Raw genomic sequence first — 20,298 nt, forward strand, 5'->3', positions numbered from 1 at the left:
ATGGCAAAAAAAAGATTGTTAAAAATGATAGCTAGATCAGTTCAGCTATCCAAGGCCGTTTCTGAAGTTCCTTCTGTAACCAAGGAAGAGCTTGAGATTATAAATTCAAAGCCAAGAAATAGAACTGAAGCTAAGCGACAGTTAGCCTTAAAATTAAGGTTACGGAAAAAAGGTTTTTTTGATGATAACTCACTAAAAAACATGGCAGAAAAAGCAAAATTATCCATTACAGTTTCTAATTCTCTTAGGTTTGATGAAGGTAAGGTTGATTCAATAGATACTAACAAAATCTCTGATTCTAATAAGCAATGGCGTGGCAAAACTGCAAATACAAAGTAATAAATAAGAATGAGTATTATGTATGTGGCTTCTGTGCGCTCCAATAATTAAGATGGGAGATAATCTACTTCATATAAAATGGTAATCCTTTATAAGGCACATTTACAAACATGCTGGTTGTTGTCGTTCAACTTCGGACACAACAACTGGCATATTGAGGCGTTCTTTATATGTGACACCCGAAGCAGCTAAATTGACATTGACCTTGTCTTTTTCTTCCTGCGTTAGTTCAGCTAGATTTTTCATTTGGTAATCTCTATTACTGAATTGAATCTAAATATAGTGCAAAAGATTGGTATGGATTTACACAATATTTTTATATTAAGTAATTTTTATATATGATAAATCTATAATCAGTCCCCTATAACAATAATCTAATTAGAATAGACCAAATAAACGGGTATATAAAGCAATTATAGTGCTCGCAATGCCTATGCCAGAATACACAGGGTGTGTCTTGATTAATTCAATTATAACTACTGGGTGAATACCATTGCGATCGAACCAATTAGCATCTGTCTTTAATGTATTGTCATGAACCCTATCAATGATATTTGCAAAAATATCTACTTTTCTTAAGGTGGATCTGTGGAGTTTTAAATATTCTCCATTTTCAAAAGCTTCTGCTTCTTCTGCACCAGATAGTGCATCTAAATCAGCTATTCCATTCATTTCAGTTAATACCATTAACCGACCATTTTTCCCACTTTTAGACTCATGAGAGCAATATGCACGGCTAAATAAAGCGACCAAAACTCTAGCTAAATCTAGCTTTTTATCATCCTGAAGTATAAATGGTTCTCCACCAAGAACCCTAAATCTATGTTCTAATGCTTGGAAACCATAAGCCTCATCACGCATATTCCAGTGAATATATGTAAAATCTGCATTTTTTCTCAAAAAATCAAAGTAACTAGACAACATGTCACATTCTAAATTATCGATATCTTCATTTATCGTATTAATTTTATTATGTAATTCTGCTGATTTATGTATTGACCATGAGTGAGTTTGAGCAGAGCTTAAATTTCTAACTGCAATTGAAGTTACACGACGAGATGTACCTGATTTGTTATCATAGAATGATTCGCAGGAGTAGTGAATTAAATAGGTTCTATTGGAATTTTCAAAGGCTTTTTCAACTGCTTTTCTATTTTCTTTGCGTTTTGATAAACGAACTAATTCAGAAGAAGCCATCTAATACTCTCCATTAATATTATTCTATAAAAAAGGCCCACCGAAGTGAGCCTTTCTAAACTTTAAATGATCCGCGTGTCATTTGCGTGTCATTTATAGTCCTTTTGTTGTCAGTGTGTAGTCTTGTCGATTTCGCTAACTTCTTGTTTTTGAAACCGTTGTCCTATCACTGACCCACCAAATTTGGTGGAGCTGGCGGGAGTTGAACCCGCGTCCGAAATTTCTACATCCTCGGTACTACATGCTTAGTCTATCTTTAATTTCACTTACCCACTGCGGACAGACGCGCCATGAATAAGCTAGCTTGATTAAGTTTAACGCTTCAACCCCAAGCTAGGCATCCACGCGATCTCTTTTGGGTTTGACCTCTCTTTATCCCCGTCTTAAGAGCGGAAGCTAGGGAGAGAGGGCTCAAAGCAGGTTATTAAGCTGCTAGTGCTTTATATTGATTGTCGTTTGCGACTATCTTTTTTGCGGCTTTTTACGAGGCCAACCGCCCCTCGGCATGCACCTTGGGTTTCGCAAATCCCGTCGAATCCAGAATCAGCCCCAAGTTGTTGACAGCGAGTATATCAGAAAAATACTTGTCATTGCTAGTACTTAACGCAATTTAGCGGTTAGCATTTTTCATAATACGTGCTTTGTCTAATTTCCACTCACGATCTTTAATGGTTTCACGTTTATCGTGATCTTTTTTACCTTTTGCAACGCCAATTTTGATTTTGCACCAAGCGTTTTTCCAATAAAGAGAAAGTGCAACAACGGTATAACCATCACGGTTGATTTGACCATAAAGGTTATCAAGTTCACGCTGTTTTAATAATAGTTTACGGGTACGTGTCGGATCACAAACGACATGGCTTGATGCAACATTTAAAGGCGTAATCGTTGCACCAAAAAGATAAGCTTCGCCATCACGCATGATAACATAGCTATCACTGATGTTTGCTTTACCGGCTCGCAGTGATTTAACTTCCCAGCCTTGGAGCGCCAAGCCCGCTTCAATCTCATCTTCGATGAAATATTCATGGCGAGCACGTTTGTTTAACGCAATGGTCGCAGAACCAGGTTTGTGTGATTTTTTCTTTGTCATAATGTCCACATTATACTGTATGAGCAATAGAAAGAAATCATTTAACCGACTGTTTTCTTTTCAATTGCATAAAACTTAAGCTATATTCCATTAGATTTTTAATTAGTCACTGTTCAATGATATGATCCGCACAGTGTTGTCGTACAGGAATAACTATGCCTCAGATTAGTCGATCTGCTCTTGTCCCTTTTAGTACAGAGCAAATGTTTAAACTGGTTAATGATGTTCTTACTTATCCTGATTTTCTACCAGGATGCGTTGGAAGTAAACTGATCAAAAGCACACCAGAAGAAATGATTGCATCAATAAATGTCTCTAAAGCAGGGATCAGTAAAACATTTACTACCCATAATTTTTTAAAGACAAATGAACGTGTGGATATGCGTCTTGTTGATGGTCCCTTTCGTAAATTAACTGGGGGATGGGTGTTTACCGCACTTGATGATAATGCGTGTAAGATAGAGTTTCAGCTAGACTTTGAGTTTACCAATAAATTAATTGAGTTAGCCTTTGGTCGTATTTTTAAGGATTTAACGAACAATATGGTGCAGGCGTTTACTCACAGAGCGAAAGAGATCTATCGTGACTAAAATATGGGTAGAGGTAACCTATGCGTTACCTGACAAACAGTACCTTATCCCTGTGGAAGTAACATTAGGGGATACTGTTGAACAAGCCATTATTGCTTCAAATATCTTAACGATTTGTAATGATATTGATTTGACTAAGAATAAAGTGGGTATTTATAGTCGACCAGCAAAGTTAAGCGATAATGTGCGAGACGGTGATAGAGTTGAAATTTATCGACCTTTAATTGCCGATCCTAAAGAAATGCGTCGTAAACGTGCTGAGAAAGCACGACAAAAAGCAGATTAATATTATGCTTTTTGCCCAATAGGGGTGAGCATCATATATTGCATTGATAGGCCGTTTGATTACAGACAGACACAATACAAGACAACACTGTTATAAAGCAATTTCTCTTTATAAAAACACACCCCAACGTCAAATCTAACGTATGGGGTGCAATCCGTTTTTGCCAATCTATACAAAACTAAGCTTTCTTAGCGCTGTTATCGCATTACGATTTTGTTTCAGGTGCTGAGAAGTTAGGCATATTGCCTTGTTTATCAATCTTAGTCAGTATGCCATTGCTATCAAAAGTCAGGGTAAGAGTCTCTTGACGTACTTTCTGATGACCAGGCTCTTCACGGAAAACATAATACCAAGTCTGGCTTCCGAAAGGATCTTTTAGCATTGGCGTACCAAGGGCAAATTGAACTTGCTGCTGTGTCATTCCTTGCTGAACTTTTGCGACTTCGGCTGGCGTTAAATAATTTCCCTGATTGATATCTGGGTGATAAACCAGTCTCTCGAACATAGAGCAACCTGAAGTCATTACGACTAAAGATAAGGCGGCAACTTTTAACAGTTTAAAACGCATGGTTATTACATTCCTTTTAGGGTCATAGTGACGATGATAATCGACAACGCAGCAATTGAAAACCTTTCACACTCTGCCTATGACCCTAAATATCAATAAAAGTTTGTTAATCGTTATGCAGCCAACAAATCTTTCGCATTTGCTAAGGTATTTTTGGTGACTTCACTACCTGCTAATAAACGAGCGAGCTCTTGTAGACGTTCTTTTTTCGATAATAGTTTCATGGTTGTTTCAGTTTCTTCACCATTTGTCTCTTTATTGACAAAATAGTGTTGATGACCACAACCCGCGACTTGAGGTAAGTGAGTGACACACATTACTTGAGTTGATTCACCCAATTCGCGTAATAATTTACCCACAATAGCAGCAGTAGGACCACTGATACCAACATCAACTTCATCGAAAATAAGAGCAGGCGTATCCATTTTCTTCGCCGTGATCACTTGGATTGCAAGTGCAATACGTGATAATTCACCACCAGAAGCAACTTTAGAAAGGGCTTGATGCGGTTGTCCTGGGTTTGTAGTGACATTAAATTCAACTTTTGTGGCACCATCGATTTGCAGTGAGCTATCATCAAAATGAGTATCAACAGTAAAATAGCCATGAGGCATTGATAATTGATGCATACTGTTGGTGATAAGCTGGCTTAATTCATTCGCATACTGCTGGCGAACCTGATGTAACTGTTTTGCGACATCTAATGCAATTAAATGGTCAGCTTTAACTTGTTCTATTAAAGCGTCACAATCATCATTTTGACGAAGTAGGGCATTTTTTTCTTCAATTAATTGCTGATGAAGATCGTATAATTCTTCAGGTGCGACACGATGTTTGCGTGACAAACTGATATACTTAGACATGCGTTTTTCAACTTCAAATAAGCGATTAGGATCCATCTCTAAGCGATCGCTATAATGACGAAGTTCATCACTCACTTCACTAATTTGAATAGTAGCTTCTTCCAGCATCTCTAATAGTGAATTGAACTGACTTTCCATAGAGGTCAGTTCAGCAATTTCATGTTTAGCCACATTGAGCATACTTAAAATATTTTGCTCTTCGTTATCGCTTAAAATTTGTAAGCTATTTTGGCTTAAAGTCAAAAATTGCCCGCAGTTAGAAAGACGTTTATATTCTTGATCTAATTCTGGGTATTCGCCTTGTACTGGCTGAAATTCATTGAGTTCTTTTAAATGGTAATCAACCAGTTGCTGTCTTGCTTCTCGTTCTAAAGAGAGTTGTTGAAAAGCGGCTAAAGTTTGGCAACTTTGATGCCATGTTTGATAAGCCGACTTCATGCTTTTTAATAAAGCCGGTTCATGGGCATAGATATCAAGCAGTTGTTTTTGATAGCGAGGCTCTAGAAGTTGTTGGTGAGCATGTTGTCCATGGATCTGGATAAGTAAAGAACCAAGCTCTCTTAATTGTGAAAGTGGTACGGAAGTGCCGTTGATAAAACCACGAGAACGCCCATCAGCAGAGATAGTTCTTCTTAATAGGCATTCATTATGATCATCAAGATGATGTTCTTCAAGCCAACGTTGTGCTGATGGCGTGTCAGAGAGTGAGAATCGTGCACATAAATCGGCTCTAGTTGCACCTGGGCGCACCATATTGGCATCACCACGGTTACCTAAACATAAACCTAGTGCATCAATTGCAATAGACTTACCTGCGCCAGTTTCGCCTGTAATGGTGGTCATGCCACCAGAAAAATCGATTTCAAGTTCACGGACTATGGCAAAATGACTAATGGTTAATTGAGTCAGCATAGTGCCTCTCCTGTGTATAAAAACATATCTGTAATTACATACAGTATAAACTGGTTTTTTATACAGTAAAGTAGTGAGGCACAAAAATTAAAACATTTTTTTCGACCAACCTAATTTTGAGCTGAGCGTATTAAAATAATTGTAATCAGTCGGATGAACTAAATTGAGTTTTTGACGACTTCTCTTAATAATAACTTCATCACCTTCTTTAATGGGTAACACTAATTGGCTATCGCAACTGACTTCATAATCGATATTTGTTTGTGAGAATTTTAAGCGAATTTGGCTATCACTGCTGATAACTAAAGGGCGTGCTGACAAGGTATGTGGAAACATAGGCACAAGCGCAATAGCATCAAGATTGGGTGTTAAAATAGGACCACCGGCAGAGAGTGAATAGGCCGTTGATCCTGTTGGTGTTGCGATAATTAAGCCATCAGAACGTTGAGAGAAAGCAAAACGATCATCAATGTAAACTTCAAACTCGATCATATGAGCAACTTTGCCAGGATGAAGCACGACTTCATTGATTGCTGTACCAATGCGATTTCTTTGACCTTCAGCATAGACGCGTGCTTCAAGTAAAAAACGCTTTTCTTCATGATAGTGCCCAGCTAACACATTGGTTAATTGCTGTAAGGCATTATCAGGGTCGAGATCGGTAAGAAAACCTAAATTACCTCGGTTAACGCCAATTACTTTAATGTTATAGCGAGATAAAACGCGCGCAGCGCCAAGCATATTGCCATCACCACCAACAACAATGACAAGATCAGCAACTTTGCCCACTTGTGTTAAATCACCTGTTTGTGCATTTTCTAGTTTTAGTTCTTGAGCAACTTGTGTATCAATAATAACGTCATAACCTTGAGCCAATAGCCAATGATAGAGCATTTCATGCGTTGAAATTGCTTCAGGATGACGGGGATGGCCGACAATGCCAATGCATTTAAAGTGTTTTTCTTCTGTTACGGTATTATCTGGCATTTTTTTACCCTCGTTTTGCGCCAATTCCTTGAAACCCGTTTATTGATCCCCATAATAAACTAAATATGAAGATGAATACCAAAACTACGCGGAGATGTTCATGAGTAGTAAAGAACAAAATGTACATGAAGAGCAAGCCTCAAAAGAAAAAGAAGGAATGGGATCTGCAATGAATGAGTCTCAAGAGCCAACAATGACCGAAGAAGCACAAGCGGACTTTAATGCTCAAGCTGAATTAGTGGAAGCATTAGCGCGTGTTGATTCTCTTGAAAAACAACTTGAGCAATCTCAAAAGACAGAGCGTGAAGCAATGATCCGCGCTCAAGCTGAAGTTGAGAACATTCGTCGCCGTACTCAACAAGATGTTGAGAAAGCACATAAATTTGCGCTTGAGAAATTTTCTAATGAGTTACTGCCTGTACTTGATAATTTAGAGCGTGCTTTATCTGCGGCTGATCATGAAAATGAATCGCTAAAACCTATGATTGAAGGGTTAGAGTTAACGCTGAAATCATTCTTAGATGCTGTTCATAAATTTGGCATTGAAGTGGTTGAAGAAAAAAATGTGGTATTTAACCCTGAAGTTCACCAAGCGATGACATTAATTGATAGCCCAGCACATGACTCTAATCATGTTGTTGATGTTATGCAAAAAGGATACACCTTAAACGGCCGTTTACTGCGCCCAGCTATGGTTATCGTTTCTAAATAACATTGATTAAAACATTCGTTATCACATGAGTTATTACATGTAGATAAAGTAAACCGCACAATACGAAGATTATTCAATATTCTTGTTATTGTGCGGTTTTATGTTTTATAGGGGAATTTTATTCAATGGGATCAAGATGCCAATTGATTGGTTTGCGGCCTTGCTGCTGTAAAATATCGTTGGCTTGTTTAAAATGACCACAACCTAAAAAGCCTCTATGAGCAGAAAGCGGGGATGGATGAGGTGCTTTTAAAATAACGTGTTTATTTGTATCAATAAAACGTCCTTTTTTCTGAGCATGAGCGCCCCAAAGTAAGAAAATAACCCCATCTCTACGCTGATTGATCTGTTCGATTACTGCGTCAGTAAAGATTTCCCAACCATAGTTAGCGTGAGAATGTGCTTGGCCTTTCTCTACCGTCAATACGGTATTAAGTAATAAAACACCTTGTTTTGCCCAGCTTTCTAAATAGCCGTGGTTAGGGCGTTTAAAATCAGGGTATTCTTTTTCTAGTTCTTTATACATATTGACTAATGAAGGTGGTGCTGGCACGCCTGGTCGTACTGAAAAAGAGAGTCCATGTGCTTGATTAGGGCCGTGATAAGGATCTTGCCCCAAAATAACTACATTCACATTATCAAAAGGCGTAAAACGAAAAGCATTAAAAATATCTTCTTGAGGAGGATAAACAATTTTACCAGCGGCTCTTTGTTGTGCGACTTGAAACATAATTTGATGAAAGTAAGGCTTTTCTTTTTCAGCGCCTATCACATCATGCCAAGTTAATGGTGTAGTCATAACCTAAAATCCTTGTTGATATCTTATAGTGTCTAAGCTTACCGATTTCATCAAGGGAATGAAAATATTACGGGCTAAAAATAAAAATTAATTGAGCCATCAACTTTTATTTGAAAATTTACAAAAAAAATTGCAAATCAGTGATGAATGATTATTGATTTAAAACAACACTTTGCACCCTCTTGGATAAAGTGCTTATGAATTTTATTGATATTTATCAAAGAATGGCGCCATTTATACTGGTATATAAGTAGACAGAAACATTGGTTAGACCAAATACCCAAGTTCTGATATGAGATTGGAATTTGATTTTGTGCCCAAATTGGAGGTCGAAATGATTACTGGTATCCAAATTACTAAAGCTGATAACGACGATTTATTACACTCTTTCTGGTTATTAGATGATGAAAACGGCGAAGCTCGTTGCATCTGTGCTAAAAAAGGTTTTGAAGAAGGCCAAGTGATTAACCGTAAAGAGTTAGGCAATATCGAATATCGTGAAGTGCCTGTAGAATCTAAACCGGTTGTTCGTGTAGAAGGTGGTCAACACCTTAACGTTAACGTATTAAGCCGTGAAACACTGGAAGATGCTGTTAACAATCCTGAGAAATATCCTCAATTAACTATTCGTGTTTCTGGTTATGCTGTGCGTTTTAACTCACTGACTCCAGAACAACAACGTGATGTTATTACTCGTACTTTCACAGAAAGTCTGTAATTTTCACTAAAGTAATAAGTTAATAATAAGCTCGATATGAAAATATCGGGCTTTTTTTCTATACAAATGAAAAAAATAAAAAACCGTAACTATATTATATAGCTACGGTTTTTTTATAGGTTCAGAAAGAGCACAGATTATTCGTTATTAGTATTCGTTTCTTTTACTGGTGCAGTAGGTGCAACATTTTTTTCTGTATGTTCAGCAACTGCTTTGCGACGTTTACCAATATTTTTACGATCGCGAGTTCGCACTTTTTCTTTAACTGCTTTTTTCTCTTCTTCTTTTTTCGCTTTGCGTTTAGCAAGTACTTTTTTAGAAGGTTTGAATGTTGCTTTCAGGCTTGGTGCTTTGGTTTCTGGACGTAGTTCAGCAACAACACGATATTTAATTGGCTCTTGAACGTAACGGCCAATTTTCCCTAATAATGGGTGATCATGAGCTTCAACTAATGAAATTGCGATACCTTTACGGCCCGCACGTCCTGTACGACCAATACGATGCAAGTAAACATCCGCAGTACGAGGTAAGTCAAAGTTGAAAACGTGTGTGATATCATCTAGATCAAGACCACGAGAAGCAACGTCTGTGGCAACAAGCACATTCATTTTGCCTGATTCTAAACGTTTGATTGCATCGTTACGCTGTGTTTGCGCCATTTCACCTTCAAGGTAGCTGCATTTAATACCTTGTTTTTCTAACGCAGTGACAAGCTCTCTTACACGCTCTCTTTTACGAACAAAGACAATCGATTTTTTAACATCGTCTTGCTTAAGTAATGCTGCAAGTAACGCTGTTTTATGTTCAAGATTATCAGCATGATAATAGAACTGCTGAATTTTTTTACGTTCACGGCGAGAAGGATCAGCATTAAGCTCAACAGGTTCGTTGAGGATGCGCTGTGCAAAATCAATAACCGCATTACCTTCCAGTGTTGCAGAGAACAGTAATGTCTGTTTGCGCCAGCGAGTTTCGCCTGCAATAGTTTCGATATCGTTAGCGAAACCCATATCTAACATACGGTCTGCTTCATCTAAAATCAGCATTTCCACTGCGCGGCAGTCAAAGTTTTCTTCTTTGATGTACTGTAATAAACGACCTGTTGTCGCAACAACGATATCTTGGTTCTCACTGAAGACTTCAGCGTGATTCATATAAGCAACACCGCCCGTGATTGTGGCGATATCTAAATGTGTGTGCGCACATAATTCTTTTGCCTGCTCGGCAACTTGCATAGCAAGTTCGCGTGTTGGTGTCAGGATAAGAATACGCGGCGGGCCTGATTTTTTACGTGGATAATCAAGCAAGTGTTGAATTGCCGGAAGCAAAAAGGCCGCAGTTTTCCCTGTGCCTGTTGGCGCAGAGCCTAAAATATCGCGTCCATCCATTGCAGCAGGAATTGCATCTGCTTGAATAGCTGTAGGACGTTGATATCCTTTTTCTTCTAATGCGGTCAATAAACTTTCATCAAGTTCAAGACTGGAAAATGTCGTGGCTGTCATTGTATACCTCTGTTTAGGGCGCGGATTTTGACATTATCCCCCGCTAAAAGCCAGAGGATTTACCGCTATCACATTATATATTACCGATAGACGAAGGTATTCGTTGTTTTTAGGCTTAATCTAAATAAGCGTGCATCGTATACAAATAGTTTAATGTTAAGATAGGGGTTGTAGAAACGTTATCTTATCATATATCTCTTTTTCCGTGACATGATTGATAAGCAATAAAAAAGAGATTGCTGTACAAATCAATAGAGCCAATAGATGAATCAAAAGAAAGTGAAAAAAGCAGGATTACGCAAAGGTGGTTTTACATTTAAACAATTTTTTGTTGCTCATGATAAGTGTGAAATGAAAGTGGGTACAGATGGTGTTTTATTAGGGGCTTGGGCGCCTATCGATAATGTAAAAAGAGCACTTGATATTGGTACAGGAAGTGGACTAATTGCATTAATGCTAGCTCAACGAGCGACTAAAATTGAGTGTATTGATGGCATTGAACTTGATGAGAAAGCCGCATTACAAGCGACGGAAAATGCTCAGGAGTCACAATGGCATTCATTTATTCATATCCATCATAGTGATATTCATCATTATGCAGAGCAAACGCAAAATAAGTATGATTTGATTGTTAGTAATCCTCCTTATTTTGAGCCAGCAATTGCTTGTCGTAATGATGTTCGTGAGCAAGCGCGTTATACCAAAACTTTAACGCATGAGGGATTACTGGATAGTGCGCAATCACTTATCACCGAAGATGGTTTGTTCTGTGTTGTATTACCTTATTCTATTGGTGAGCAATTTATTGAAATTGCAGAAAAAAAAGAGTGGAATGTTGCGAAACGCGTTAATATTAAAGACAGTGCAGATAAGCCTTATCATCGAGTTTTGTTAGCATTTCAAAGACAAAATCAAGGCAGTGTTGCATGTAGTATAGATGAACTTATTATTCGTAATAATGAAGGGCACTATACCGACAAGTTCCAATCTTGGGTGACTGACTTTTATTTATATTATTAAATCTATATTTAATAATATCTTGTTTAAGATAATATATATTGTTGTAAGTAATCGTATATATTCAAATAATATCATTGTGTTATCGTTTTTTTATTGGCAGATTGCATTTTGGTTGGGTGATCATCATGATGATTTTTTTGTGATTCATCTCTTAAAATAATGATTGAATTGAACTTCATACTATTTTTGCGCTCTAAGTCTTGTAGCTCATAAAAACGAGAAGGAATAACGAGAGTAAATATGACGGAGTCATTTAAAAATAGTGCGAAGCTTGACTTCGGGAGAGTCCATCTCTAATGAGCGAGCAGTTAACGGACCAAATGTTGGTTGAAAAGGTACAAAATGGTGACCAGAAAGCCTTTAATTTGCTGGTTATCCGCTATCAACACAAGGTAGCAAGCCTGATTTCCCGTTATGTACCACAGGGCGATGTACCAGATGTTTCGCAAGAAGCCTTTATTAAAGCTTATCGTGCCATCGGTTCTTTCCGTGGAGATAGTGCTTTTTATACATGGCTTTATCGCATTGCTGTGAATACAGCAAAAAATTATCTGGTCGCACAGGGGCGACGTCCGCCTTCGAATGATTTAGATGCGAGTGATGTTGAAAATTTCGAATCACCCAATGCACTAAAAGAAATTTCGAACCCTGAGAATTTAATGTTGTCTGAAGAGTTACGGAGAGTGGTTTTTCACACCATAGAGTCATTACCTGAAGATTTAAGGGTTGCTATTACACTTCGGGAACTTGACGGGCTAAGCTATGAAGAGATAGCGGTCATTATGGATTGCCCTGTCGGAACAGTACGTTCACGTATTTTTAGGGCGCGAGAAGCTATTGATAATAAGGTTCAACCATTAATACAAGAGTTTTAATTGTGGGTGAACCATCATTGACTGAAGGGTACTTTTACATGCAAAAAGAAAAACTTTCTGCATTTATGGATGGCGAAGTTCTTGATAAAGAATTAATGGGTACAATTGCTCGTGATGACTCCATGAAAGAGACATGGCAACGCTACCATTTAATTCGTGACACAATGCGTGGTGATGTAGGTGAAGTAGTCCACTTCGATATCGCAAGTCGCGTTGCGCTCGCTTTAGAGAATGAACCTGTTCGCATAAGTCCTGAACAACAACAAGAGCAGCAACCTGCGCCATCACAATGGCGTCAGCACTCTTTCTTACAAACGTTACGTCCTTGGGCAAGTCAGTTAACTCAAATCGGTGTCGCGGCTTGTGTTTCATTAGCTGTTATTGTTGGTGTTCAGCAATATAATGGAAAAAGTGGTTCTGAAGATTTCCAAGTAGATACACCTGTATTTAATACTCAACCTATTATGGGTTCAGGTTCACCAGTAAGCTTAAATCTTCAAAATGATACTTTAGGTAAAGACCAGCAAACACGTTTACAAGAGCGTAATCAGCGCCTTGGATTAATGTTGCAACAGTATGAGTTAGATCGTCGCATTTATAATGCACCACAAAATGAAGCGCCAGTTAGCGCTCAAGGTGAAACTCAACCCGTAGTAGTTGCACAGTAATAGATGTGAATGTATAAATAACGTGTGGGAATGAAACAGTCGTAATGAAAAAATCATGGTTATCCACCTTATTGCTGGTGGGCAGCCTGTCAATGCCGATACAAGCCTTGGCGCAACCTCAAACAGGTAGTGTCGAGGCTTTGTTGCAAAAGATGGGTCAGACAAGTCAAAGCTCTACCTATGAATTATCTTTTATCAATATCAATTCTCAAGGTATTGTTCCTATTCGCTACCGTCACACTCTTATCGATGGCAAACCGCTTGCACAATTAATGCAAATGGATAGTACTCGCCGTGAAATAGTTCAACGTGGTGATGAGATCAGCTATTTTGAGCCGGGCTTAGATGCTTTCAGCTTAAGAAATGATCATATCGTTGATTATATCCCTTCTATCATTTACCAAGATTTCAATGAATTATCAGGTTATTATAATTTTATTGATGCAGGTAGAACGCATATTGGTGATATTCCAAGTCGAGTTGTTCGCGTGCTATCAAAAAATAATGACCGTTATGATTATGTCTTGTTTATAGATGAAGAAAGATATCTACCTTTAAGAGTCGATCTACTAGATAAGAATAATGACATCATTGAACAATTTCGAGTGATCACAGTTAATGAAGGGAGTGAAGTCGGAGCAGAACTTAATTCGTTACGTACTGTCAATATGCCACCTTTATTACTTGTACCAAAAGCTAAGCCCTTGGTTTATAACTGGTCGGTTAGTCAATTGCCTGAAGGTTTTAAAGAGGTAAAACGCAGTAATCATCAAATTTCTGAGACTGAGTTTAGTCAGTCTATTTTATTTAGTGATGGATTATTTGACTTCTCTATTTATGTTAATAAAAGTGGTCAACACGTTAATTCGCCCGAACGCGATAAAATGTTGAGGTATGGTCGTAATACAATTTATACCTATGACAAAGAAGGTAATGAAATTACCTTTATTGGTCAGCTACCATTTCCTACGGCACAAGCAATAGTTAATAGTGTTGTATTTACGAAAAAGTAAAAGGGTATAAGTTATGGTTAAAGAGTGGGCAACAGTTATACATTGGCATGAAGGACGGGCGTTATTACGCTACGGATCTTCTTCTGGCTGTGGTAGTTGCCAAGCTCGCGCTGCGTGTGGCTCTTATTTATTAAATAAAATAGGGCCAGAGACAGTTCATCAACTCGAACTTCCCGTTGCACAACCTTTAGTTGAAGGGCAAAAAGTGGAAGTCGGTATTCCTGAAAATAATCTACTTCTTTCCGCAATGCTAGTGTATTTAACGCCACTTATTGGCTTATTTATTGTCGCAGGCATTGCGAGCCTTTGGCTTTCGAGTGAATTTGCTATTTTTTGCAGTGGACTTGTGGGTGGTGCTCTTGGTTTTTTATTTGCCAAAAAAGTGGCGACTTGGTGGAGCAAAGATGAAGGTTTTGAACCTATTGTATTGCAAATAGGGCTTCCTCCTCATGAACTTAAAGTTCAGTTTCAAGAATAATGAGTTGATTAAAATAATGGGGCATCTGCCCCATTATTCTTGTCATGCTGCTTTTGTAATAATATCTATCTTAAATTAACACGTTTCTATATCTGGAAATTACCCGCAAAAAATTACAAATAAATGCAAGTCTTAGCATAAATGTTTGTGTTTGATGAACGTTTCTTTGAGTATAATGTCTCTAGTGTGTAGAATGCGTCATCAATAATAACTCCTGCAATATAGAGTTTTCGCTTTGTGTCCATGAATGACGCCAAAGCCAGATTTATAGAGCAAAGCAATAGAGAAAAATAATTTAAGAATGAAAAACATACGTAACTTTTCCATTATCGCACATATTGACCACGGTAAATCGACGTTATCAGATCGAATTATTCAAATTTGTGGTGGCTTATCAGATCGTGAAATGGCTGCGCAGGTTCTTGATTCTATGGATCTTGAGCGTGAACGTGGTATTACAATCAAAGCGCAAAGCGTAACCTTGAATTACACCGCTGATGACGGTGAAGTTTATCAGCTTAACTTTATCGATACCCCAGGACACGTTGACTTCTCTTATGAAGTATCTCGTTCACTCGCTGCGTGTGAAGGCGCGTTATTGGTCGTAGATGCTGGGCAAGGGGTTGAAGCGCAAACATTAGCAAACTGCTATACCGCGATGGATATGGATCTCACCGTCGTTCCTGTTTTAAATAAAATAGACTTACCAGCAGCAGAGCCTGAGCGTGTTGCTGAAGAGATTGAAGACATTGTGGGCATCGATGCCACAGATGCAGTGCGTTGCTCTGCAAAAACAGGTATTGGTGTTAAAGAGGTTATCGAACGTCTTGTTAAAGAAATTCCAGCACCTGAAGGTGATGCAGACGCTCCATTACAAGCACTGATTATTGACTCTTGGTTTGATAATTACCTTGGTGTTGTTTCACTGATCCGTGTTAAAAACGGTAAAGTCAGCAAAAACGATAAAATCAAGGTAATGAGTACGGGACAGGTTTATAACATTGACCGTATTGGTATTTTTACGCCAAAACAAATTGATACAACCACGCTTAATTGTGGTGAAGTAGGCTGGGTTGTTTGTGGTATTAAAGATATTTTAGGTGCACCTGTTGGGGATACTTTAACAGCAGCGCAAAAACCAGCAGATAAGCCATTGCCTGGCTTTAAAAAAGTTAAGCCACAAGTTTATGCAGGTTTATTCCCAATTAGCTCTGACGACTATGAATCATTCCGTGATGCATTAGGCAAATTAAGCCTGAACGATGCTTCATTATTCTATGAGCCAGAAAGCTCAACAGCGTTAGGTTTCGGTTTCCGTTGTGGTTTCTTGGGTCTTCTTCATATGGAGATTATTCAAGAACGTTTAGAACGTGAATATGACCTCGACCTGATCACAACAGCTCCAACCGTAGTTTATGAAGTTGAAATGACTAACGGTGATATTGTGTTAGTGGATAGCCCGTCTAAATTACCACCACTGAATAATATCGAAGAAATCAGAGAACCTATTGCTGAATGTCATATGTTATTACCGCAAGAATACTTAGGTAACGTAATTACTTTATGTATCGAAAAACGCGGCGTTCAAACCAATATGGTCTATCATGGTAATCAGGTTTCATTAACTTATGAAATTCCGATGGCTGAAGTAGTATTAGATTTCTTTGACCGTTTAAAATCAACATCACGCGGTTATGCTTCTTTAGACTATAACTTTATTCGTTTCCAAGGCTCTAACATGGTACGTGTAGATGTCTTGATTAATGGTGATCGCGTTGATGCTTTAGCATTGATTACACATAACGATAATGCACCTTATCGTGGTCGTGAGCTGGTGGAAAAAATGAAAGAATTTATTCCACGCCAACAGTTTGATATCGCTATCCAAGCGGCAATTGGTAACCATATTATTGCTCGTTCAACTGTTAAACAGTTACGTAAAAACGTATTAGCCAAATGTTATGGCGGTGACGTTAGCCGTAAGAAAAAACTGTTACAGAAACAGAAAGATGGTAAAAAACGTATGAAGCAAATTGGTAACGTAGAGCTACCACAAGAAGCGTTTTTAGCCATTCTTCATGTTGGTAAAGATAAATAATTTAAGGAGAAAACATGGCTAACACGTTTGCCTTGATCCTAACGCTGGCAACGCTAATAACGGGAGTTTTTTGGGGAATTGAGCGCTTTAAGCTCAAGCCAGCCCGAAAAGCAAAACTAAAGCGTCTTCAAGAGATGACGCAAGGGACCGAGGATCAGCAAGAGTTAGCAAAATCAATTAATAAACCAAGCTGGGCAGAGACATTAGGCTCTTTATTCCCAGTTTTGATTATTGTTTTGGTTCTGCGTTCATTTGTGTATGAGCCGTTTCAAATACCTTCTCGCTCCATGATGCCAACTTTGTTGGTTGGTGATTTTATCTTGGTTGAAAAGTTTGCTTATGGATTAAAAGATCCAATTACACAAACCACGTTAATTAATACAGGGAAACCTAAACGAGGCGATATCGCTGTATTTAAATATCCTCGTGATCCTTCTACTGACTTTATTAAACGTGTTATTGGATTACCGGGCGATAAAATTGTTTATGATATGGTGTCGAAAAAACTTCATATCTATCCAAATTGTGATAAAGCCATTTGTAATGAGGAAATATCAGTAAATTATGGTACTGCTTATCCAAGTGAATGGACGTTATTATTACAAAATGTACCGGGTGGTCAGCGTATTAATGGTATGAAATCTATTCCAATTGAGGAGCCTATTTCAACAGCAACTCAATTACGTGAAGAAGAAAGAGTAGAAACTATTGATAAAGTCTCTCACCGTATTATGACAATACCTGGTGATATGACGATGCCTGAGTTTATCCAACCTGGATTACCTGTCGGTACGTGGATTGTTCCTGAAGGTCATTACTTTATGATGGGTGATAATCGAGACGGTAGTTCAGATAGTCGCTTCTGGGGCTTTGTTCCTGAGAAAAATTTAGTAGGTAAAGCGACAACAATTTGGATGAGCTTTGAAAAAGTAGAGAATGAATGGCCAACAGGCGTTCGTTTTAGCCGTATCGGTGGCATTAAGTAATTATTAACAAAATAGCGACAGCATTCCTTCTTATCTAAGTGTAGAATGTGTCGCTTCTTTAAATATGATTGGCTCCTGTTATTGACAGGAGCCAGTGCAAACGCAACAGTTCTGTTATCCAACTCGATAATTTCTCGTTGTCTTAAACAGATTTGTTGCGTGTGCTTCAAATTAAGTTATGGAAATTGATCGCACATGAATACTTTATTAATAAACCAGTTACAAAAGAAACTGGGCTATACTTTTACGCAAAATGAATTATTACTACAGGCTTTAACGCATCGCAGTGCCAGCAGTAAACATAATGAACGTTTAGAATTTTTAGGTGATTCAATTCTAAGCTATGTAATTGCTAACGCACTTTATCATCGCTTTCCTCGTGTTGATGAAGGTGATATGAGCCGAATGAGAGCAACACTTGTTCGTGGAAATACACTCGCTGAATTAGCGCGTGAATTTGAATTAGGTGAATGTCTACGTTTAGGCCCAGGGGAATTAAAAAGCGGTGGCTTTCGTCGCGAATCAATTTTAGCGGATACGGTGGAAGCTTTAATTGGTGCAATTTTCCTCGATAGTGATATTCAAAATATCGAAAAAATTATTTTAAACTGGTATGAGAATCGTTTGGCTGAAATTAGTCCAGGCGATACGCAAAAAGATCCTAAAACTCGTTTGCAAGAGTATCTGCAAGGCCGTCATTTACCATTACCTTCTTATATTGTGGTACAGGTTCGTGGCGAAGCCCATGATCAAGAGTTTACGATCCATTGTCAGATAAGCGGTATCGAACAACCTGTCAAAGGGATGGGTACAAGCCGTCGTAAAGCTGAACAGGCCGCTGCTGAACAGGCATTAATACAACTGGAGCTTGAATGAGCGAAGAACAAACCTATTGCGGATTTATTGCGATAGTCGGTCGCCCAAATGTGGGAAAATCAACACTACTGAACCAATTACTGGGGCAGAAAGTTTCTATTACATCACGTAAACCGCAAACTACGCGTCACCGTATCATGGGTATTGATACAGATGGTGCTTACCAAGCGATTTATGTGGATACACCGGGCTTGCATATCGAAGAAAAGCGAGCAATCAACAGACTAATGAATCGCGCAGCAAGCAGTTCAATTGGTGATGTTGAATTGGTTATTTTCGTTGTTGAAGGCACCAATTGGACGCCTGATGACGAAATGGTGTTAAATAAATTAAAATCATTACGTTGCCCTGTTTTATTAGCAATTAATAAAGTGGATAACGTGACTGATAAAACCAAGTTACTTCCACATATTGGCTTTTTAAGCCAACAAATGGATTTTCTTGATGTTGTGCCAATTAGTGCTGAAAAAGACATGAATATAGATACGATAGCGAAAATCGTACGTAAATGTTTACCAGAAGCGACTCATCATTTCCCTGAAGATTATATTACTGATCGCTCTCAGCGTTTTATGGCATCAGAAATTATTCGTGAAAAATTGATGCGCTTTTTAGGTGAAGAATTACCTTATTCTGTCACTGTTGAAATTGAGCAATTCGTTACCAATGAGCGTGGTGGCTATGATATCCACGGATTAATTCTGGTTGAACGTGAAGGCCAGAAGAAAATGGTTATTGGTAATAAAGGTGCGAAAATCAAGAAAATTGGTACTGAAGCCCGTATGGATATGGAAGACTTATTTGAAAACAAAGTTCACTTAGAACTTTGGGTGAAAGTCAAAGCGGGCTGGGCTGATGATGAACGTGCTTTACGTAGCCTTGGCTATGTGGACGATTTAAAGTAGGTAACTGAAGTGGATGGCTGGCAACGTGCATTCGTTATCCATGCTCGACCTTACAGTGAAACGAGTTTATTACTCGATTTTTTCACTGAAAATGAAGGGCGAGTACGCATATTGTCAAAAGGTGCGCGAGGCCGTCGTTCACCCTTAAAAGGGGCACTTCAACCTTTTACTCCTTTGCTCATTCGTTGGAGTGGGCGAGGAGAAGTTAAAACACTTCGTGATGCTGAACCTATCTCTTTAGCATTACCACTGACAGGCTCTGTACTATACAGTGGCTTGTATCTTAATGAGTTATTGTCTCGCGTTTTAGAAAATGGTACGTCTTATAGTGTACTTTTTTTTGAATACCTCTCCTGTTTGCAAATTCTTGCTGCTAGCGATACCACACCCGAAGCGGCACTAAGACGCTTTGAACTTGCGTTATTAACACAACTTGGCTATGGATTAGATTTTCTGCATTGTGCCGGAAGTGGAGAGCCTGTTTCAGATTCGATGACCTATCGTTATCGGGAAGAAAAAGGTTTTATTGCGAGTTTAGTGGTTGATCATAATAGTTTTACGGGATTTGAATTAAAATCCTTAGCCAGTCGCGAATTTCCTACTGTTGAAACATTAAAAGCGGCGAAAAGGTTTACTCGAATGGCATTGAAGCCCTATTTAGGCGGAAAACCATTAAAAAGTAGAGAACTTTTTAGACAATTTGCTATTAAAAAATCCCCAAAGAAAAGAGCATTGATGGCAGAACAGTAATATTGTCTTTTTCTTCTCTATGGAATGTGTAAACTAAGGTAATGCAACGTTATTTTTCAGGAG

At 38.4% G+C, this 20,298-nt stretch carries 22 protein-coding genes, 1 other RNA gene and 1 pseudogene; 15 read left to right on the forward strand and 9 right to left on the reverse strand.

What is annotated here, in order from left to right; all coding sequences use genetic code 11:
* On the forward strand, positions 1 to 339 hold the full coding sequence (locus tag ACNARN_RS09125; RefSeq protein ID WP_049210595.1) for a hypothetical protein: 339 nt from the start codon (positions 1 to 3) through the stop codon (positions 337 to 339).
* A gap of 105 nt (positions 340 to 444) precedes the next feature.
* Here ACNARN_RS09125 and ACNARN_RS09130 read toward each other — a convergent pair.
* The 4 genes and pseudogenes from ACNARN_RS09130 to smpB form a co-directional block, all read right to left on the reverse strand.
* Positions 445 to 585: pseudogene (locus ACNARN_RS09130) on the reverse strand (DNA polymerase III subunit theta); the annotation flags it as partial.
* 132 nt (positions 586 to 717) lie between these two features.
* Positions 718 to 1,536, reverse strand: coding sequence for a hypothetical protein (locus ACNARN_RS09135; protein ID WP_049210597.1), 819 nt, complete (start codon positions 1,534 to 1,536; stop codon positions 718 to 720).
* A gap of 184 nt (positions 1,537 to 1,720) precedes the next feature.
* Positions 1,721 to 2,087, reverse strand: a transfer-messenger RNA (tmRNA) gene (ssrA, locus tag ACNARN_RS09140).
* A 59-nt stretch (positions 2,088 to 2,146) separates the two neighbouring features.
* Entirely contained in the window at positions 2,147 to 2,629 is a 483-nt protein-coding gene (gene smpB / locus ACNARN_RS09145) for an SsrA-binding protein SmpB (RefSeq protein ID WP_109370996.1), read from the reverse strand.
* Between the two features lie 155 nt (positions 2,630 to 2,784).
* Here smpB and ACNARN_RS09150 point away from each other — a divergent pair, with 155 nt between their 5' ends.
* Complete coding sequence (locus ACNARN_RS09150) at positions 2,785 to 3,219, forward strand: SRPBCC family protein (protein WP_006533588.1); 435 nt, start codon at positions 2,785 to 2,787, stop codon at positions 3,217 to 3,219.
* Positions 3,212 to 3,505 (forward strand): RnfH family protein, encoded by a 294-nt coding sequence (locus ACNARN_RS09155; RefSeq protein ID WP_349442978.1) that lies wholly within the window; start codon positions 3,212 to 3,214, stop codon positions 3,503 to 3,505. The genes ACNARN_RS09150 and ACNARN_RS09155 overlap by 8 nt, the downstream gene beginning before the upstream one ends.
* Positions 3,506 to 3,710: 205 nt before the next feature.
* On the opposite strand, the gene bamE is transcribed toward ACNARN_RS09155, so the two are convergent.
* From bamE to nadK, 3 genes are all read right to left on the reverse strand, one after another.
* Positions 3,711 to 4,073, reverse strand: a complete 363-nt coding sequence (gene bamE / locus ACNARN_RS09160; protein ID WP_198619714.1) for an outer membrane protein assembly factor BamE — start codon at positions 4,071 to 4,073, stop codon at positions 3,711 to 3,713.
* Positions 4,074 to 4,186: 113 nt separating this feature from the next.
* Positions 4,187 to 5,848, reverse strand: a complete 1,662-nt coding sequence (gene recN / locus ACNARN_RS09165) for a DNA repair protein RecN (RefSeq protein WP_109370994.1) — start codon at positions 5,846 to 5,848, stop codon at positions 4,187 to 4,189.
* A gap of 87 nt (positions 5,849 to 5,935) precedes the next feature.
* Positions 5,936 to 6,835: an NAD(+) kinase gene (gene nadK / locus ACNARN_RS09170; protein ID WP_109370993.1), complete on the reverse strand. Its 900-nt coding sequence runs from the start codon at positions 6,833 to 6,835 to the stop codon at positions 5,936 to 5,938.
* Between the two features lie 100 nt (positions 6,836 to 6,935).
* On the opposite strand from nadK, the gene grpE reads away from it, so the two are divergent.
* On the forward strand, positions 6,936 to 7,547 hold the full coding sequence (grpE, locus tag ACNARN_RS09175) for a nucleotide exchange factor GrpE (RefSeq protein ID WP_160230558.1): 612 nt from the start codon (positions 6,936 to 6,938) through the stop codon (positions 7,545 to 7,547).
* Positions 7,548 to 7,665: 118 nt separating this feature from the next.
* On the opposite strand, the gene ung is transcribed toward grpE, so the two are convergent.
* A complete protein-coding gene (gene ung, locus ACNARN_RS09180) occupies positions 7,666 to 8,346 on the reverse strand; it encodes a uracil-DNA glycosylase (RefSeq protein WP_196534132.1) in 681 nt (226 codons plus the stop codon).
* Positions 8,347 to 8,680: 334 nt separating this feature from the next.
* Between ung and grcA the strand changes: the two genes are divergently transcribed.
* A complete protein-coding gene (grcA, locus tag ACNARN_RS09185; protein WP_023581591.1) occupies positions 8,681 to 9,064 on the forward strand; it encodes an autonomous glycyl radical cofactor GrcA in 384 nt (127 codons plus the stop codon).
* A gap of 137 nt (positions 9,065 to 9,201) precedes the next feature.
* Here the strand turns inward: grcA and srmB are convergent, their stop codons facing one another.
* A complete protein-coding gene (gene srmB / locus ACNARN_RS09190; protein WP_232805398.1) occupies positions 9,202 to 10,566 on the reverse strand; it encodes an ATP-dependent RNA helicase SrmB in 1,365 nt (454 codons plus the stop codon).
* Between the two features lie 264 nt (positions 10,567 to 10,830).
* Between srmB and trmN the strand changes: the two genes are divergently transcribed.
* The 10 genes from trmN (at position 10,831) to recO (ending at position 20,235) form a co-directional block, all read left to right on the forward strand.
* A complete protein-coding gene (gene trmN, locus ACNARN_RS09195; protein ID WP_198625827.1) occupies positions 10,831 to 11,586 on the forward strand; it encodes a tRNA(1)(Val) (adenine(37)-N(6))-methyltransferase TrmN in 756 nt (251 codons plus the stop codon).
* Between the two features lie 296 nt (positions 11,587 to 11,882).
* A complete protein-coding gene (gene rpoE, locus ACNARN_RS09200) occupies positions 11,883 to 12,461 on the forward strand; it encodes an RNA polymerase sigma factor RpoE (protein ID WP_006533574.1) in 579 nt (192 codons plus the stop codon).
* Positions 12,462 to 12,499: 38 nt separating this feature from the next.
* Positions 12,500 to 13,129: an anti-sigma-E factor RseA gene (gene rseA, locus ACNARN_RS09205; protein WP_232805397.1), complete on the forward strand. Its 630-nt coding sequence runs from the start codon at positions 12,500 to 12,502 to the stop codon at positions 13,127 to 13,129.
* A gap of 44 nt (positions 13,130 to 13,173) precedes the next feature.
* Positions 13,174 to 14,142, forward strand: coding sequence for a sigma-E factor regulatory protein RseB (gene rseB, locus ACNARN_RS09210; RefSeq protein WP_198619718.1), 969 nt, complete (start codon positions 13,174 to 13,176; stop codon positions 14,140 to 14,142).
* A gap of 13 nt (positions 14,143 to 14,155) precedes the next feature.
* On the forward strand, positions 14,156 to 14,620 hold the full coding sequence (gene rseC / locus ACNARN_RS09215; protein WP_165122850.1) for a SoxR-reducing system protein RseC: 465 nt from the start codon (positions 14,156 to 14,158) through the stop codon (positions 14,618 to 14,620).
* A gap of 301 nt (positions 14,621 to 14,921) precedes the next feature.
* On the forward strand, positions 14,922 to 16,718 hold the full coding sequence (gene lepA, locus ACNARN_RS09220; protein WP_109370984.1) for a translation elongation factor 4: 1,797 nt from the start codon (positions 14,922 to 14,924) through the stop codon (positions 16,716 to 16,718).
* Positions 16,719 to 16,732: 14 nt separating this feature from the next.
* Positions 16,733 to 17,704 carry a signal peptidase I gene (gene lepB, locus ACNARN_RS09225; protein WP_198619720.1) on the forward strand — a complete coding sequence of 324 codons (972 nt, stop codon included), beginning with the start codon at positions 16,733 to 16,735 and terminating at the stop codon, positions 17,702 to 17,704.
* A gap of 195 nt (positions 17,705 to 17,899) precedes the next feature.
* Positions 17,900 to 18,580 carry a ribonuclease III gene (gene rnc, locus ACNARN_RS09230; RefSeq protein ID WP_416304387.1) on the forward strand — a complete coding sequence of 227 codons (681 nt, stop codon included), beginning with the start codon at positions 17,900 to 17,902 and terminating at the stop codon, positions 18,578 to 18,580.
* Positions 18,577 to 19,485, forward strand: coding sequence for a GTPase Era (gene era, locus ACNARN_RS09235; RefSeq protein WP_023581601.1), 909 nt, complete (start codon positions 18,577 to 18,579; stop codon positions 19,483 to 19,485). The genes rnc and era overlap by 4 nt, the downstream gene beginning before the upstream one ends.
* A 9-nt stretch (positions 19,486 to 19,494) precedes the next feature.
* On the forward strand, positions 19,495 to 20,235 hold the full coding sequence (gene recO, locus ACNARN_RS09240) for a DNA repair protein RecO (protein WP_099073674.1): 741 nt from the start codon (positions 19,495 to 19,497) through the stop codon (positions 20,233 to 20,235).
* Positions 20,236 to 20,298: the final 63 nt, after the last annotated feature.

The sequence above is a fragment of the Proteus sp. TSJ240517 genome, from assembly GCF_047921575.1.
Classification (GTDB): domain Bacteria; phylum Pseudomonadota; class Gammaproteobacteria; order Enterobacterales; family Enterobacteriaceae; genus Proteus.

Excerpts from the sequence above, each read along its gene's own strand:
- ACNARN_RS09125 (WP_049210595.1), top strand. The coding sequence starts at position 1 with ATGGCAAAAAAAAGATTGTTAAAAATGATAGCTAGATCAGTTCAGCTA.
- ACNARN_RS09135 (WP_049210597.1), bottom strand. The coding sequence starts at position 1,536 with ATGGCTTCTTCTGAATTAGTTCGTTTATCAAAACGCAAAGAAAATAGA.
- smpB (WP_109370996.1), bottom strand. The coding sequence starts at position 2,629 with ATGACAAAGAAAAAATCACACAAACCTGGTTCTGCGACCATTGCGTTA.
- ACNARN_RS09150 (WP_006533588.1), top strand. The coding sequence starts at position 2,785 with ATGCCTCAGATTAGTCGATCTGCTCTTGTCCCTTTTAGTACAGAGCAA.
- bamE (WP_198619714.1), bottom strand. The coding sequence starts at position 4,073 with ATGCGTTTTAAACTGTTAAAAGTTGCCGCCTTATCTTTAGTCGTAATG.
- recN (WP_109370994.1), bottom strand. The coding sequence starts at position 5,848 with ATGCTGACTCAATTAACCATTAGTCATTTTGCCATAGTCCGTGAACTT.
- nadK (WP_109370993.1), bottom strand. The coding sequence starts at position 6,835 with ATGCCAGATAATACCGTAACAGAAGAAAAACACTTTAAATGCATTGGC.
- grpE (WP_160230558.1), top strand. The coding sequence starts at position 6,936 with ATGAGTAGTAAAGAACAAAATGTACATGAAGAGCAAGCCTCAAAAGAA.
- ung (WP_196534132.1), bottom strand. The coding sequence starts at position 8,346 with ATGACTACACCATTAACTTGGCATGATGTGATAGGCGCTGAAAAAGAA.
- grcA (WP_023581591.1), top strand. The coding sequence starts at position 8,681 with ATGATTACTGGTATCCAAATTACTAAAGCTGATAACGACGATTTATTA.
- srmB (WP_232805398.1), bottom strand. The coding sequence starts at position 10,566 with ATGACAGCCACGACATTTTCCAGTCTTGAACTTGATGAAAGTTTATTG.
- trmN (WP_198625827.1), top strand. The coding sequence starts at position 10,831 with ATGAATCAAAAGAAAGTGAAAAAAGCAGGATTACGCAAAGGTGGTTTT.
- rpoE (WP_006533574.1), top strand. The coding sequence starts at position 11,883 with ATGAGCGAGCAGTTAACGGACCAAATGTTGGTTGAAAAGGTACAAAAT.
- rseA (WP_232805397.1), top strand. The coding sequence starts at position 12,500 with ATGCAAAAAGAAAAACTTTCTGCATTTATGGATGGCGAAGTTCTTGAT.
- rseB (WP_198619718.1), top strand. The coding sequence starts at position 13,174 with ATGAAAAAATCATGGTTATCCACCTTATTGCTGGTGGGCAGCCTGTCA.
- rseC (WP_165122850.1), top strand. The coding sequence starts at position 14,156 with ATGGTTAAAGAGTGGGCAACAGTTATACATTGGCATGAAGGACGGGCG.
- lepA (WP_109370984.1), top strand. The coding sequence starts at position 14,922 with ATGAAAAACATACGTAACTTTTCCATTATCGCACATATTGACCACGGT.
- lepB (WP_198619720.1), top strand. The coding sequence starts at position 16,733 with ATGGCTAACACGTTTGCCTTGATCCTAACGCTGGCAACGCTAATAACG.
- rnc (WP_416304387.1), top strand. The coding sequence starts at position 17,900 with ATGAATACTTTATTAATAAACCAGTTACAAAAGAAACTGGGCTATACT.
- era (WP_023581601.1), top strand. The coding sequence starts at position 18,577 with ATGAGCGAAGAACAAACCTATTGCGGATTTATTGCGATAGTCGGTCGC.